Here is a 16,079-nt window from a genome sequence, read left to right on the forward strand (position 1 = left end):
GTGCTGGTGCTGGCGGGGCGGGAGGCGGGGCGCTCGGGCCGGGGGCGGCTGGCCGGTCGGGCGGCGGAGCCTAGCCCGCCAGGGTGGCGTGTGCCCGTGGGTCGCCGTGCCTCCGGCGTCCTCCGGAGCGGCTCGCTTTGAGTGGGGACCAAATATGTGATGAGCCGCAAAAGGCACCGGATGTGGGGAAAACGGGGCTGCGGCCAGCTTCGGAGGTGTCCGCCATGCCCGCTGTCCCCCTCCCCGACACCGCCGCTCGGCGCTGGGCGGCGCTCCTCGCCGCCGGAGCGCTCCTCTCCCCACTGCTCGCCGGGTGCAGCTCGGGCGGGGGTCGTGAGGAGGGCGGCTCCAGCGGCGCCGCGAGTGACGTACCCACCGCCGACCGGTCCCGGGTGGCCGAGGGCGGGACCCTGCGCTGGGCCGTGGACGCGCTGCCCACCACGTACAACGTCTTCCAGCCGGACGCCGGACCGGCCACCGACCGGGTGGCCGAGGCCGCGCTGCCCGCCCTGTTCACGCTGGACGACCGCGCCGAGCCGCGCGCCAACCCGGACTACCTGGAGTCCGCCGAGGTCACCGAACGGGAACCGAAGCAGACGGTGGTCTACAAGCTGAACCCCGAGGCCCGGTGGAGCGACGGGAAGCCCGTCGGGGCGGCCGACTTCACCGCCCAGTGGAAGGCGCTGAACGGTAAGAACAAGGCGTACTGGGCGGCGCGCAACGCGGGCTACGACCGGATCGCGTCGATCTCCCAGGGGGAGGGCGAGCACGAGGTGAAGGTGGTCTTCGCCAAGCCCTACGGCGACTGGAGGTCGCTGTTCACCCCGCTGTACCCCCGGTCGGTGATGGGCGACCCCAAGGCGTTCAACAACGGTTCGCGCCAGGCCCTGCCCGCCGTGGCGGGCCCCTTCCGTCCCGGCGCGCTGGACCCGAAGTCCGGCTCCACGCGGCTGGAGCGGAACGGAGCCTGGTGGGGGGAGCGCGCCAAGCTCTCCGCGATCGAGCTGAAGGCGGTGCCGCGCGGCGAGCGCGAGGCGGCGCTGGCCTCCGGGGCGCTGCACTACGCGGAGGTCGGCACGGGCACCGCGCGGCGCGTCCAGGACGCGGACTCGCTTCCCGCCGAGCTACAGAACGGCAAGGGGGGCGACGACACCGACCGCGACAGCCGGGACGACAGGGGTGGCCAGGACGGCCAGGACGCGGGGGACGACGCCGGGGATGCCGGGAACTCGGCGGAGTCCCGGCCGTCCGGGAAGGCCGGAGACACCAAAAAGGCGGAAGGCTCCGGAGACGGGAAGAACGCGGAGGGCGCGCGGGCGCGGCAGCTCAGGGCGCGGGCAGCGCAGGCCAAGCTGAAGGGGCTGCGGGTGCGGAAGGCGCTCGACCCCGGCTACACCCAGCTCGCGCTGAACGGGGCCAGCACCCCCCTCGCGGACGAGCGGGTCCGGCAGGCCATCGTCCGGGCCATCGACCGGGGCGAACTGGCCAAGGCGGTGCTCGGCCCGGCCGGACTGCCCACCAAGCCGCTCGGCAGCCATCTGCGGATGCGTGACCAGCGCGGCTACGCGGACAACAGCGGCGCGGTCGGCGGCCGGAGCATCGACTCGGCGCGCTCGCTCCTGTCCGACGCGGGCTGGAACAGCGGCGACGCCCCGAAGGACGGGCCGCGCACGCCCGCCTCGCCGGGCGGTATCCCCCCGGCCGGGCAGGAGGCCGAGGTGGACGGGAAGCAGGACCCCGGGGACGGCCAGGACGGAAAGCGGGACGGCCAGGACGAGAAGCCGGGCGGGTCGGCCGGGGAGCGGGACGGCGGCGGCTCGCCGGGGGGCGGGACCACGGAGGACCGGGCCGTGGGCGGCGCGGGGGCGCGGGCGCTGCTGGCCGGGTCGCGGGGGCCGCTCAGCCCGGCGCCGTCGGTCGTGGGCCAGCGGGCCGCGCTGCTGGAGCAGGCGGCGCGGGCGCAGCTCGGCGCGGCCGAAGCGCAGGAGGGCGGAACATCGGCCGCCCCGGCCGGGGACGCCGAGCGGCTGCGGTCGGAGGCCACCGCGTACCGGGCGGAGGCGCGGGACGAGCGGGCCTCCGCCGAGGAGCTGGGGCTCATGACGGGTGCGGCGACAGCCGTGCGGACCAAGAACGGTCAGCCGCTGGTCCTGGACTTCGTCCTGCCCGCCGGGCCGGGCTCCGAGCACATCCGGGCGACCGGTGAGCGCATCGCGCGGATGCTGGACGGGGTCGGGGTGCGGACCAGGATCAAGCAGGTGGCCGACGACAGCTTCTTCAAGGACCACGTGGCCGCGGGCGAGTACGACCTGGCGCTCTACTCCTGGCCGGGCAGCGCCTATCCGGCCACCGACGCCCGTCCGATCTTCGCCAAGCCGGAGGCGGCCGCCGACGGTTCGCTGCTGGTGGAGCAGAACTACACCCGGGTCGGCACAGACCAGATCGACCGGCTCTTCGAGGAGGCCACCGGGGAGCTGGACGAGGGGGCGCGGCGGGCCGCGATGCGGCGGGCCGACGCGCGGATCTGGGCGGTGGCGGGGTCCGTGCCGCTCTTCCAGCGGCCCCAGCTGGTCGCGGCGTCCGAGAAGCTGGTGAACGCGGGCGCCTTCGGCTTCCAGACCCCGCGCTACCAGGACATCGGCTTCCGGAAGAGCTGAGCGCCGCTCCCGGTGGGCGGTTCCGGCCGCGGCCCGGTGGCGTCCCCCGGTGGGGCCGCCGCCGGGCCGCCCTCGTCCGTGGGACGCGCCGGAACCGGTCCCCGAGGGTGGAGGATACGAAAATCCCTGGTCAGAGGCCCAACGCGAGGGACGGGGTGGCGGCCCGTACCATGGAGCTGAGGCCGTGGCGAGATCAGCCCGGCAGGGCGCAGCGCAACGCGCCCCACCCATTCAACCCGGGAGTAGCGCCGCAGCATGCCCACGCGCAACGACATCCGTAACGTCGCCATCGTCGCCCACGTCGATCACGGGAAGACGACCCTGGTCGACGCCATGCTCAAGCAGGCGGGCGCCTTCGCCGCCCACCAGCTGGAGTCGGTGGACGAACGGATGATGGACTCGAACGACCTGGAACGCGAGAAGGGCATCACCATTCTCGCGAAGAACACGGCGGTCAAGTACCACCCCAAGGGCGGCGGCGACCCCATCACCATCAACATCATCGACACCCCGGGCCACGCCGACTTCGGTGGTGAGGTCGAGCGCGGGCTGTCCATGGTGGACGGTGTCGTGCTGCTCGTGGACTCCTCCGAGGGTCCGTTGCCGCAGACCCGGTTCGTGCTCCGCAAGGCGCTGGACGCGCGGCTCCCGGTGATCCTCTGCATCAACAAGACGGACCGTCCGGACGCCCGGATCGACGAGGTCGTCAACGAGACCTACGAGCTGTTCCTGGACCTGGACGCGGACGAGGAGCAGATCGAGTTCCCCATCGTCTACGCCTGCGCGCGGGACGGCGTCGCCTCCCTCACCAAGCCGGAGGACGGCGCCGTCCCCGCGGACAGCGACAGCGTCGAGCCGTTCTTCAACACCCTGCTGGAGACCGTGCCCGCTCCGGTCTTCGAGGAGGAGGCGCCGCTCCAGGCGCACGTCACCAACCTGGACGCGGACAACTTCCTCGGCCGGATCGCGCTGCTGCGGGTCAAGGCGGGCGTGCTGCGCAAGGGCCAGTCGGTGGCCTGGATGAAGCGGGACGGCACGGTCCAGAACGTCCGGATCTCCGAGCTGCTGATGACGGACGCGCTGACCCGCAAGCCCGCGGAGGAGGCCGGGCCCGGCGACATCTGCGCGGTGGCCGGGATCTCCGACATCATGATCGGCGAGACGCTCGCCGACCCCGAGCACCCCGTGGCGCTACCGCTGATCACGGTGGACGAGCCGGCGATCTCGATGACGATCGGCACTAACACCTCGCCGCTGGTGGGCAAGGGCGGCAAGGGCCACAAGGTCACCGCGCGGCTGGTCAAGGACCGGCTGGACCGGGAGCTGGTCGGTAACGTCTCGCTCCGGGTGCTGCCGACGGAGCGACCGGACGCCTGGGAGGTGCAGGGCCGGGGCGAGTTGGCGCTGGCTATCCTGGTGGAGACCATGCGCCGGGAGGGCTTCGAGCTGACGGTCGGCAAGCCGGAGGTCGTCACCAAGGAGATCGACGGCAAGACACACGAGCCGGTCGAGCGGATGACCATCGACGCCCCGGAGGAGCACCTCGGCGCGATCACGCAGCTGATGGCGCAGCGCAAGGGCCGCATGGAGACCATGACCAACCACGGCTCGGGCTGGATCCGGATGGAGTGGCTCGTTCCGTCCCGGGGGCTGATCGGCTTCCGCACCGAGTTCCTGACCGAGACCCGCGGCACCGGTATCGCGCACTCCATCTTCGAGCGGCACGAGCCCTGGTTCGGGGAGCTGCGCACCCGGCGCAGCGGCTCGCTGGTGGCCGACAGGGCGGGCAGCGCCACGCCGTTCGCGATGATGAACCTCCAGGAGCGCGGCACGATCTTCATCGACCCGGGTACCGAGGTCTACGAGGGCATGCTCGTCGGGGAGAACTCCCGTGCCGACGACATGGACGTGAACATCACCAAGGAGAAGAAGCTCACCAACATGCGGGCGGCCTCGGCTGACACCACGGAGAACCTGGTGCCGCCGCGGAAGCTCTCGCTGGAGCAGTCCCTGGAGTTCTGCCGCGAGGACGAGTGCATCGAGGTGACCCCCGAGACCGTGCGCATCCGCAAAGTCAACCTGGATCACAAGGAGCGGGCCCGGGCGGCGGCGCGGGCCAAGCGCTGACCGTGGGGGAGTGAGCGGGCGCGGAGCCCGCGGGAGAACGGGATCTTCGTGAGGGACCGCCCGGAATCGGGTGGTCCCTCAACTGTGTGCGGTCGCGGGGTAGTTGACGCGAGAATGGCACGTGGTGTCACCGTCGGCCGACCGTTCGTCACCCGTGGCCGGTAATCCTCCGCGAGACGGTCCGGGCGCAAGCGATTTTCGCTCCGAGGGTGTACGGAAAGCGGAGCCCGGTCTCCGGATAGCGCGGTTTCCGTCCGATTCGGGAGTGTCTGTCACCGATCTGTTTGTCCGGATTCTGGGAACCGCCGATCTGTTGATGTGACCAAAGCGAGACCCTTTAGGTGTGGTTAACGAGCCGGACGTCCTCAATAGTGGTGCCACTGATTTTCGGTTCATGGGTCACGCGCTGAGGGGGACATCCGCCTGTGAGCAGGCTCGGAGTCCCACCTTCGTGTCTGCCGGAGGCGTCAGCGTGCCCGGTCCCCCAAGCGACAGTGAAACCCTGAGGAGGTAAACGCATGCGCGGTGCCAGGAGCGCGAAGTTTGCCGCCAGCGCGATAGTCGTGGTGATGGCCGCGACGGCGTGTGGTGGCAGTGGTGATGGCGGTAGCTCGTCGGGGGAGGCCGATCCCGACGGCGTGCTGTCCGTTGAGAACGGCGAGCCGCAGAACCCTCTGCAGCCCGCCAACGTCAAGGAGCAGTACGGCAGCCAGATCATCAAGGCCGTCTTCAGCCAGCTCGTCAAGTACGAGAACGGCACCGGCAAGCTCCAGATGGAGAACGCGGAGTCGGTCGAGTCCAAGGACAACAAGACCTGGACGATCAAGCTCAAGCCGGGCTGGACCTTCCACAACGGCGAGAAGGTCACCGCCAAGTCGTACGTGGACGCCTGGAACTGGGGCGCCAACATCGACAACAACCAGACGAACAGCTCCTGGTTCGCGGACATCAAGGGCTTCGAGGACGTGCACCCGGAGAAGGGTGACCCGAAGAGCAAGAAGATGTCCGGCCTGAAGGTCGTGGACGACAACACCTTCACCGTCGAACTGAACTCGTCCAACCCGACCTTCTCGTACAAGCTCGGTTACGACGTGTGGTCGCCGCTGCCCTCCGTGTTCTACAAGGACCCGAAGGCCGCCGGTAAGAAGCCGATCGGCAACGGTCCGTACAAGCTTGACAAGTGGGAGAACAAGAAGTTCATCAAGGTCTCCCGCTACGACAAGTACAAGGGCTCGGACAAGCCGAAGAACGGCGGCATCGAGTTCAAGAACTACACGAGCCTGGAGACCGCCTACGCGGACCTGCGCTCGGGCAACCTGGACATCGTGCGCCAGATCAGCCCCAAGGACCTGCCGAAGTACCACTCGGACCTCGGTGACCGGGCGATCGACAAGCCGTACAACGCGACGCAGATCATCAACTTCGCCTTCTACACCGACCAGTGGAAGGACATCGACCCCAAGGTCAAGCAGGGTCTGTCGATGGCGATCGACCGCGAGACGATCACCAAGACCGTGCTCCAGGGCAGCCGTGAGCCCTCGACCGGCTTCGTGCCGGCGGGTGTGCGGGGCTACCAGAAGGACGCCTGCGGCAAGTACTGCAAGTACAACGCCAAGGAAGCCAACAAGCTCATCAAGGAGGGTGGCGGCGTTCCTGGCAAGAAGATCTACATCCAGTACAACGCCGACCAGGGCCACAAGGAGTGGGTCGAGGCGGTCTGCAACTCGATCCGCAAGGCCACCAAGATCGAGTGCCTGACCGACTCCAAGCCGGACTTCCAGGCCGACACCAAGGCGCGGGACGCCAAGCAGGTCAAGTCGATGTTCCGGGGCGGCTGGGTGCAGGACTACCCGCTCAACATGAACTTCATGACCGACCTGTACCGCACCGGCGTGGCCGGCAACACCGGTGACTACTCGAACAAGAAGTTCGACGCCCTCACCAAGGAAGCCGACAGCGCCGACACCGTCGACGAGGTCGTGAAGGCCTACCAGAAGGCCGAGAAGGTCCTCGTCGAGGACATGCCCGGCATTCCGCTCTGGGACTACAAGGCCAACACGGGTCACTCCGAGAAGGTCGACAACGTCAAGATCGATGATGAGGGCAACCCCATCTACACCGGAATCACGGTGACGAAGTAGCCGCTTGACCGCGTACAGGGGTGTCGCGTCGCGCGCGGCACCCCTGTGTCGGCCCCGCCGGCAGCGCCTTCTCCGACCGGGAGGGCTGCCGACGGTTCGCCGCGGACCCGACCTGTGGAGGCACCACGATGGGGCGCTATGTCGCGAGGCGACTGCTCCAGATGATCCCGGTGTTCATCGGGACGACTCTGCTCATCTTTCTTGTGATGTACGCGCTGCCCGGTGACCCCGTGCGCGCGCTCTGGGGAGACAAGCCGCCGGATCCCTCGCAGATCGAGAAGATCCGGCATGACCTGGGCCTGGACCAGCCCATCCTGAAGCAGTACTGGGACTACCTGATCGGGCTGTTCCAGGGGGACTTCGGCACGCAGATAGCCAGCGGCCGCCCGGTGGCGGACATCCTCACGGATGCCTTCCCCGTCACCATCCGACTGACGCTGATCGCGTTCACGCTCACCATCGTGATCGGCATCCCGCTCGGTGTGCTGGCCGGCATGCGTCTCGGCAAGATCACCGACAACGTCATCCTCATCCTGACCCTGCTGCTCATCTCCGTCCCCGTCTTCGTCATGGGCTTCCTGGCCCAGGCGTTCCTCGGCTTCGAGCTGGGATGGATCGAGCCCACCGTCCAGGACTCGCTCGCCTTCGACCAGCTGATGCTGCCCGGCATCGTGCTCGGCGCGCTCTCCCTGGCCTACGTCACCCGGCTCACCCGGACCTCCATCGCGGAGAACCGGCGCGCCGACTACGTGCGCACCGCCGTGGCGAAGGGGCTGCCCCGCCGCCGGGTGGTGGGCCGCCACCTGCTGCGTAACTCGCTGATCCCGGTGGTGACCTTCCTCGGCTACGACCTCGGCAGCCTGATGGCCGGGGCGATCGTGACCGAGGGCATCTTCAACGTGAAGGGCGTGGGCGGCGCGATCTACGAGGCGATCCTCCGCCGTGAGGGCACCACGATCGTCGGCCTGGTGACCGTGATGGTGCTGATCTACCTCCTCGCCAACCTGATCGTCGACCTGCTCTACGCGGTGCTGGACCCGAGGATTCGCTATGCATGAGCCCGAGAACCGCGAGCGCCCCCGCGAGGGGGCGGACGCCTCCCGCACCGGGAGCGCGGAGACCGCAACCGCCGGGGCGAGCGCCTCGGGGACAGTCACGGTGACGAAGTCCGGTGACGCACCGTCGGCCGACGCCGCGGTGAAGGCACTGGAGGGTGCGGGCAAGGCGCGCAGCCTCTGGTCGGACGCCTGGCGCGACCTGCGGGGCAACCCGCTGTTCATGGTCTCCGCCGGGCTGATCCTGCTGCTGCTGGTGATCGCCGCCTTCCCCGGGATGTTCGTCAGCGTCGGCCCCCGCGAGGCCGACCTGAAGACCCACTTCCTGACCCAGCCGGAGCTGGGCAGCTTCTTCTCAGCGGAGTGGCTGGGCTACGACGCCCAGGGCCGCAGTGTCTACGCGCGGATCATCTACGGAACCCGCGCCTCCATCCTGGTCGGCGTCTCCGTGACGGTGATCGTGGCGGTCCTCGGCGGGCTGATCGGGATGCTGGCCGGATACTTCGGCGGCTGGATCGACGCCGTGCTCTCCCGGATCACCGACATCTTCTTCGGTATCCCCTTCCTGCTCGGCGCGATGGTCGTGATGAACGCCTTCACCGAGCGGTCGGTCCCCGTGGTCATCCTCGCGATGGCCTTCCTGGGCTGGACGCAGATGGCGCGGGTGATGCGCAGTTCGGTGCTGACCGTCAAGGAGGCGGACTACGTCACCGCGGCCAGGGCGCTCGGCGCGAGCACCCAGCGGATCCTGTTCCGGCACATCCTGCCGAACGCGATCGCGCCGCTGATCGTCGTCGCCACCATCGCGCTCGGGACGTACATCTCCCTGGAGGCCACGCTCTCGTACCTGGGTCTCGGCCTCGCCGACCCGACGATCTCGTGGGGTATCGACATCTCCGCCGCCAAGGACCAGCTGCGCACCGCGAAGCACGTGCTGCTCTGGCCCGGCGCGATGCTCAGCGTCACGATCTTCGCGTTCATCATGCTCGGCGACGCGGTCCGCGACGCCCTCGACCCCAAGCTGCGCTGAGGGAGGCGTACGTGACCAGCATCGAGAAGACCGAGGGCGCGGGCAGCGCCCCAGCGGCCGACGGGTCGGACGGCCCACTGCTCGACGTCCGTGACCTGCACGTCGAGTTCCGCACCAAGGACGGCGTCGTCCAGGCCGTGAACGGCGTCAACTACAACGTCAGCGCGGGGGAGACGCTGGCCGTGCTGGGCGAGTCCGGCTCGGGTAAGTCGGTCACCGCGCAGGCGGTGATGGGCATCCTGGACATGCCGCCCGGACGGATCCCGCGCGGCGAGATCCTCTTCCGGGGCCGGGACATGCTGCGCATGTCCGCCGAGGAACACCGCAGGATCCGTGGCCAGAAGATCGCCATGATCTTCCAGGACGCGCTGTCGGCGCTGAACCCGGTGCTGAGTGTGGGGTTCCAGCTGGGGGAGATGTTCCGGGTCCACCAGGGCCTCTCGCGTAAGGAGGCGCGGGCGAGGGCGATCGAGCTGATGGAGCGGGTGAACATTCCCGCGGCCAAGTCCCGGGTGGGGGACTTCCCGCACCAGTTCTCCGGCGGTATGCGTCAGCGGATCATGATCGCGATGGCGTTGGCGCTGGAGCCGGACCTGATCATCGCGGACGAGCCGACGACCGCGCTGGACGTGACGGTGCAGGCCCAGGTGATGGAGCTGCTCGCGGAGTTGCAGCGCGAGTACCAGATGGGCCTGATTCTGATCACCCACGACCTGGGGGTGGTCGCGGACGTGGCCGACAAGATCGCGGTGATGTACGCGGGACGGATCGTGGAGACCGCTCCGGTGCACGAGCTGTACAAGCGGCCCGCGCACCCGTACACCCGGGGTCTGCTGGACTCGATCCCGCGCCTGGACCAGAAGGGCCAGGAGCTGTACGCGATCAAGGGCCTCCCGCCCAACCTCCAGCGCATCCCCTCCGGTTGCGCCTTCCACCCGCGCTGCCCGAGGGCCACGGACGTCTGCCGTACCGAGACGCCCGTGCTGACCCCGGTGACCGAGCAGGACGGCGGCGGTCTCCCGGGACGCGGCAGCGCCTGCCACCACTGGAAGGAGACGATCCATGGCTGACGAGACCAAGCCCGCCGCCAGCGGCGAGCCCGAGCGGGCCGAGGCCGTCTCCACGCCCCAGAGCGCCGCGGGCACGCCCGGGCGCGACCCCTCCGAGGAGCCGATCCTCCGGGTCCGGAACCTGGTCAAGCACTTCCCGCTGACCCAGGGCATCCTCTTCAAGCGGCAGGTCGGCGCGGTCAAGGCCGTCGACGGCGTCTCCTTCGACCTCTACCGGGGCGAGACGCTCGGCATCGTGGGCGAGTCCGGCTGCGGCAAGTCGACGGTGGCCAAGCTGCTGATGACCCTGGAGACCGCGACCTCCGGCGAGGTCTTCTTCATGGGCGAGGACGTGACCAAGCTGTCCGGCCGGGCGCTGAAGGCGGTCCGCCGGAACATCCAGATGGTCTTCCAGGACCCGTACACCTCGCTGAACCCCCGGATGACGGTGGGCGACATCATCGGGGAGCCGTTCCAGATCCACCCGGAGGTGGCCCCCAAGGGCGACCGGCGCCGCAAGGTGCAGGAGCTGCTGGACGTGGTCGGGCTCAACCCCGAGTACATCAACCGCTATCCGCACCAGTTCAGTGGCGGTCAGCGGCAGCGCATCGGTATCGCCCGCGGCCTCGCGCTGAACCCGCGGATCATCATCTGCGACGAGCCGGTCTCGGCGCTGGACGTGTCGATCCAGGCGCAGGTCATCAACCTGATGGAACGGCTCCAGAACGAGTTCGACCTGTCCTACGTCTTCATCGCGCACGACCTGTCCATCGTCCGGCACATCTCCGACCGGGTCGGGGTGATGTACCTCGGGAAGATGGCCGAGATCGGCAGTGAGGACGAGATCTACGAGCACCCCACCCACCCGTACACCCAGGCACTGCTCTCCGCCGTGCCGGTGCCCGACCCGGAGATGCGGGAGGGACGGGAGCGGATCATCCTCACCGGGGACGTGCCCTCGCCGGCCAACCCGCCGTCCGGCTGCCGCTTCCGCACCCGCTGCTGGAAGGCGGAGGACCGGTGCGCCCAGGAGACGCCGCTGCTGGCGGTTCCGGAGCGGTTCGCGAACAGCTCCGGTGGCGTGGCGCACGCCTCAGCCTGCCACTTCGCGGAGGAGCGGGACGTGGTGCACGCCTGACCCGAGCCGACCGGAGCGCTCCGCCCCGCACCCCGTGATCCGCCCACCGGCGGGCCACGGGGTGCGGGCGTTTCCGCCCGCCCCGGCGGGGCGGGCGGCCGGGTCACTGTGCGGCATCCGGGCGGTACCTGCCCGGCGGGCGCCGTTTGCGTTCTGAGTATGGACGTTCTGGGTGTTAATTGGGTCGTAGTCAGGACATCGGGCCCTAAGGAGGCACCCCATGCGCGGACCCGCTCCAGCCGTCATCCGCACCGGTCGCCCGGGGGCTCGGTATCCGCGACGGCTCGCTGTCGTGGGGGTGGTCGTCGCGCTCGCCGCCGGGTGCGGAGGGGGTGGCGGCGGTGGCAACTACGGTTCGGGGGACGGCGGCGGTGGGGCCGGTGACGTGGTGCGGGCCTCCTGGACGGATCCGCAGAACCCGCTGGAGCCGGGGAACACCAACGAGGTGCAGGGCGGGAAGGTCATGGACATGATCTTCGAGGGCCTGATGGAGTACGACGCCGAGACGGGCGAGGCCAAGGAGGCCGTCGCCGAGTCCATCGACACCGACGACCAGCGGAACTTCACCGTCAAGCTGAAGAAGGGCCGCACCTTCTCGGACGGTACGAAGGTCACCGCGAAGTCCTTCGTGGACGCCTGGAACTACGCGGCGCTGGTTTCCAACAAGCAGGTCAACGCGTACTTCTTCCAGTACATCGAGGGGTACGAGGACGTGCACCCCTCCGACGAGGGCGGCAAGCCCAGCGCGAGGACGATGTCCGGGCTCAGGGTGAAGGACGACCACACCTTCACCGTCCGGCTCACCCAGAAGTTCTCCCAGTGGCCCGAGACCCTCGGCTACCGGGCCTTCGCGCCACTGCCCAGGGCCTTCTTCACCGACCACGACGGCTGGCTCGACAAGCCGGTCGGCAACGGGCCCTACCGGGTCGACCGCTACACCAAGGGCCAGTCGATGAAGCTCGTCCGGAACAAGGAGTACCGGGGCGACGAGAAGCCCAAGAACGGCGGCGTCGAGCTGAAGGTCTACACCGACAACAACACCGCCTACACCGACCTCCAGGCCTCCAACGTCGACGTGGTGGACGACGTCCCCGCCTCACAGCTCAAGAACGCCAAGAAGGACCTGGGCGACCGGTACGTCAACCAGCCCGCCGGGATCATCCAGACCATCGGCTTCCCGCTCTACGACGAGGGGTGGAGCGGGCAGAAGGGGGTCGACCTGCGCCGTGGGCTCTCCATGGCGATCAACCGCGAGGAGATCACCAAGAAGATCTACCACGGCACCCGCGTCCCGGCGGGCGACTACACCTCGCCGGTGCTGGGCGAACGCGGCGGCTTCGACAAGGAGATGTGCGGAGAGACCTGCACCTACCAGCCCGGGAAGGCCAAGCGGCTGATCGAGGACGCGGGGGGACTGCCCGGCGGCAAGGTCACGCTCACCTCGAACGTCGACACCGGCTCGCACCGGCAGTGGATGGACGCCGTCTGCAACAGCATCAACGACGTGCTGGGCAAGAACAACGCCTGCGCCGTGAACCCGATCTCCACCTTCGGGGAGTTCCGCAAGGACGTCTTCGGCAAGAAGATGAAGGGCCCGTTCCGCAGCGGTTGGCAGATGGACTACCCGCTGATCCAGAACTTCCTCCAGCCCATCTACTACAGCGACGCCTCCTCGAACGACACCGGCTTCAGCGACAAGCGGGCCGACGGGCTGATGGACAAGGCCAACGCGGAGTCCGGGAAGAAGGCGATCTCGACCTTCCAGGACGCCCAGCGGCAGATCCTCAAGCAGCTGCCCGCCATCCCGCTCTGGTACCAGAACGGCACCGCCGGATTCTCCGAGCGGGTCAGCGGCGTCCGGCTGGACCCCTTCTCCGTACCGGACTTCACCCAGATCGAAGTCCACTGACGTGGTGGCACGGCCCGTCGCACCCGGCGGGCCAGGCGATCTGAGGAGGTCCGGTGGGGCGTTACGTCATCCGTCGGCTGTTGCAGATGATCCCGGTGTTCATCGGCACCACCTTTCTGATCTTCGTGATGGTGTACGCGGTGGGGGACCCGGTCAACGCGATGTTCGGCGACCGGGCGCCCGACCCCGCCACCGCCGCCGAGCTGCGCCGGGAGTTCAACCTCGACAAACCGGTCTGGCAGCAGTACCTGCTCTACCTGTCCAAGATCTTCACCGGTGACTTCGGGAACGCCTTCAACGGCCGCCCGGTCGTCGAGCTGATGGCCGACGCCTTCCCCATCACCGCCCGGCTGATGATCGTCGCTCTGGTGATCGAGATGGTGGTGGGCATTGTGCTCGGCGTCATCTCCGGACTGCGCAGGGGCCGAACCATCGACACGACGGTGCTGCTGCTCACGCTGTTCGTCATCTCCGTACCGACGTTCGTCTCCGGCACGCTGCTCCAGTACTTCCTGGGCGTGCGGCTCCAGTGGACGGTCCCGGCCGTCTCGCCGGAGGCGCCCTTCCGTGAACTCCTCGTGCCCGGGCTGGTGCTGGCGCTGGTCTCGCTCGCCTACGTCACCCGGCTGACCCGGACCTCCATCGCGGAGAACGCGCGCGCCGACTACATCCGGACGGCGAGGGCGAAGGGGTTGCCACGGCGCCGGGTCACCCTCCGCCACCTGCTGCGCACCTCGCTCATCCCGGTCGTCACCTTCCTCGGCACGGACGTGGGCAACCTGATGGCCGGGGCGCTGGTGACGGAACGGATCTTCAACATCAAGGGCGTCGGCTACCAGCTCTTCCAGGGCATCGTCCTCCAGAACTCACCGACCGTGGTGGGCTTCGTGACCATCCTCGTCATCGTCTTCCTGCTGGCCAACCTGCTCGTCGACCTCCTGTACGCCGTGCTCGACCCGAGGATCCGCTATGCCTGACGGACGCGAGCCCCCACCCCCCGGCGGCCCCCCGGCCATCGGCGGGGCCGGCGGGGCACTGGACCTCGCCGGCCAGGAGGCCGGAACGCTGGAGGGAGGCGTCACCGGCGAACGGGCGCGCAGCCTCTGGTCGGACGCCTGGCACGACCTGCGCCGCAACCCGATCTTCCTGGTCTCCGCGCTGCTGATCGCCTTCCTCGTCCTCATCTCGATCTGGCCCGGTCTGATCGCCAGCCGCGACCCGCTCTCCTGCCAGCTGGAGAAGTCACTCGACGAGGCCGCCCCCGGGCACTGGTTCGGCTGGGACACCCAGGGCTGCGACGTCTACACCCGCACGGTGTACGGCGCCCGCGCCTCGGTGACGGTCGGGGTCTGCGCCACGGCCGGGGTCGCGCTGCTCGGCAGCGTGCTCGGCGGGCTCGCCGGGTTCTTCGGCGGCTGGTGGGACGCGGTGCTCTCGCGCGTCACCGACATCTTCTTCGGCATCCCCATCGTCCTCGGCGGGCTGGTCTTCCTCTCCATGACCGGCAGCCGCTCCGTCTGGACGGTGGTCACCTTCATCGTGCTGCTCGGCTGGCCGCAGATCGCCCGCATCGCCCGGGGCGCGGTACTCACCGCGAAGCAGCACGACTACGTGCTCGCCGCGCGGGCCCTGGGCGCGGGCAACACCCGGATGCTGCTGCGGCACATCCTGCCGAACGCGGTCGCCCCGGTGATCGTCGTGGCGACCATCGCGCTCGGCACCTACATCGCCCTGGAAGCCACCCTCAGCTTCCTCGGCGTGGGCCTCCAGCCGCCCACCGTCTCCTGGGGCGCGGACATCTCGGCGGCCTCGGACGGCATGCAGTTCCGGAACGCGCCGCACATCCTGATCTACCCGGCCGCCGCGCTGAGCCTCACCGTGCTGGCCTTCATCATGCTGGGTGACGCGGTGCGCGACGCCCTCGACCCCAAGCTGAGGTGACGCCGTGCCGCTGCTCGAAGTCCGCGACCTGCACGTGGAGTTCCGCACCCGGGACGGCGTGGCCGAGGCGGTGCGCGGGGTGGACTACGCCGTCGACTCCGGGGAGACGCTGGCCGTGCTGGGCGAGTCCGGCTCGGGCAAGTCGGTCACCGCGCAGGCGGTGATGGGCATCCTGGACACGCCACCGGGACGGATCACCCGCGGCCAGATCCTCTTCCAGGGCCGGGACATGCTGCGCATGCCGGAGGAGGAGCGGCGGCGGATCAGGGGACGCCAGCTGTCGATGATCTTCCAGGACGCGCTGTCGGCGCTGAACCCGGTGCTGAGTGTGGGGTTCCAGCTGGGGGAGATGTTCCGGGTCCACCAGGGCCTCTCGCGTAAGGAGGCGCGGGCGAGGGCGATCGAGCTGATGGAGCGGGTGAACATTCCCGCGGCCAAGTCCCGGGTGGGGGACTTCCCGCACCAGTTCTCCGGCGGTATGCGTCAGCGGATCATGATCGCGATGGCGTTGGCGCTGGAGCCGGACCTGATCATCGCGGACGAGCCGACGACCGCGCTGGACGTGACGGTGCAGGCCCAGGTGATGGAGTTGCTCGCGGAGTTGCAGCGCGAGTACCAGATGGGCCTGATTCTGATCACCCACGACCTGGGGGTGGTCGCGGACGTGGCCGACAAGATCGCGGTGATGTACGCGGGACGGATCGTGGAGACCGCCCCGGTGCACGAGCTGTACAAACGGCCCCTCCACCCGTACACCCGGGGTCTGCTGGACTCGATCCCGCGCCTGGACCAGAAGGGCCAGGAGCTGTACGCGATCAAGGGCCTCCCGCCCAGCCCGCACCACATCCCCCCGGGATGCGCCTTCCACCCGCGCTGCCCGATGGCCCGCGCGGTCTGCCGCACCGACGACCCGCCGCTCTACGAGGTCGACGAGGAGCGCGGCAGCGCCTGCCACTTCTGGAAGGAGATGCCGGATGCCCCGTAGCAGCCCGGGCGACGCCCGCCCGCCGCACGGCAAGAAGGTGTCGCGGC

At 69.2% G+C, this 16,079-nt stretch carries 11 protein-coding genes; all 11 read left to right on the plus strand.

All coding sequences use genetic code 11. The features are described from left to right. Positions 1-224 precede the first annotated feature (224 nt). Positions 225-2,657, plus strand: coding sequence for an ABC transporter substrate-binding protein (locus E0L36_RS10935; protein ID WP_180928832.1), 2,433 nt, complete (start codon positions 225-227; stop codon positions 2,655-2,657). Positions 2,658-2,912: 255 nt separating this feature from the next. After that, a complete protein-coding gene (typA, locus tag E0L36_RS10940) occupies positions 2,913-4,784 on the plus strand; it encodes a translational GTPase TypA (protein ID WP_180928833.1) in 1,872 nt (623 codons plus the stop codon). A 518-nt stretch (positions 4,785-5,302) separates the two neighbouring features. After that, on the plus strand, positions 5,303-6,925 hold the full coding sequence (locus E0L36_RS10945) for an ABC transporter substrate-binding protein (protein WP_180928834.1): 1,623 nt from the start codon (positions 5,303-5,305) through the stop codon (positions 6,923-6,925). Positions 6,926-7,053: 128 nt separating this feature from the next. Then, on the plus strand, positions 7,054-7,983 hold the full coding sequence (locus E0L36_RS10950; protein ID WP_180928835.1) for an ABC transporter permease: 930 nt from the start codon (positions 7,054-7,056) through the stop codon (positions 7,981-7,983). After that, positions 7,976-9,010 (plus strand): ABC transporter permease, encoded by a 1,035-nt coding sequence (locus E0L36_RS10955; protein WP_180928836.1) that lies wholly within the window; start codon positions 7,976-7,978, stop codon positions 9,008-9,010. The genes E0L36_RS10950 and E0L36_RS10955 overlap by 8 nt, the downstream gene beginning before the upstream one ends. An 11-nt stretch (positions 9,011-9,021) precedes the next feature. Beyond that, positions 9,022-10,080, plus strand: coding sequence for an ABC transporter ATP-binding protein (locus E0L36_RS10960; protein ID WP_180928837.1), 1,059 nt, complete (start codon positions 9,022-9,024; stop codon positions 10,078-10,080). Beyond that, complete coding sequence (locus E0L36_RS10965) at positions 10,073-11,197, plus strand: ABC transporter ATP-binding protein (RefSeq protein WP_180928838.1); 1,125 nt, start codon at positions 10,073-10,075, stop codon at positions 11,195-11,197. Before E0L36_RS10960 ends, E0L36_RS10965 begins: the two co-directional genes overlap by 8 nt. A gap of 220 nt (positions 11,198-11,417) precedes the next feature. After that, positions 11,418-13,106 carry an ABC transporter substrate-binding protein gene (locus E0L36_RS10970; protein ID WP_180928839.1) on the plus strand — a complete coding sequence of 563 codons (1,689 nt, stop codon included), beginning with the start codon at positions 11,418-11,420 and terminating at the stop codon, positions 13,104-13,106. Positions 13,107-13,159: 53 nt separating this feature from the next. Beyond that, positions 13,160-14,083, plus strand: coding sequence for an ABC transporter permease (locus E0L36_RS10975; RefSeq protein WP_180928840.1), 924 nt, complete (start codon positions 13,160-13,162; stop codon positions 14,081-14,083). After that, positions 14,076-15,047 (plus strand): ABC transporter permease, encoded by a 972-nt coding sequence (locus E0L36_RS10980; RefSeq protein WP_180928841.1) that lies wholly within the window; start codon positions 14,076-14,078, stop codon positions 15,045-15,047. The genes E0L36_RS10975 and E0L36_RS10980 overlap by 8 nt, the downstream gene beginning before the upstream one ends. A gap of 4 nt (positions 15,048-15,051) precedes the next feature. Then, the gene (locus E0L36_RS10985) at positions 15,052-16,032 is read left to right on the plus strand and encodes an ABC transporter ATP-binding protein (RefSeq protein ID WP_180928842.1); all 981 of its coding nucleotides are present in this window, start codon (positions 15,052-15,054) and stop codon (positions 16,030-16,032) included. Positions 16,033-16,079 lie beyond the last annotated feature (47 nt).

It is taken from the genome of Streptomyces sp. AJS327, assembly GCF_013450295.1.
GTDB lineage: Bacteria > Actinomycetota > Actinomycetes > Streptomycetales > Streptomycetaceae > Streptomyces.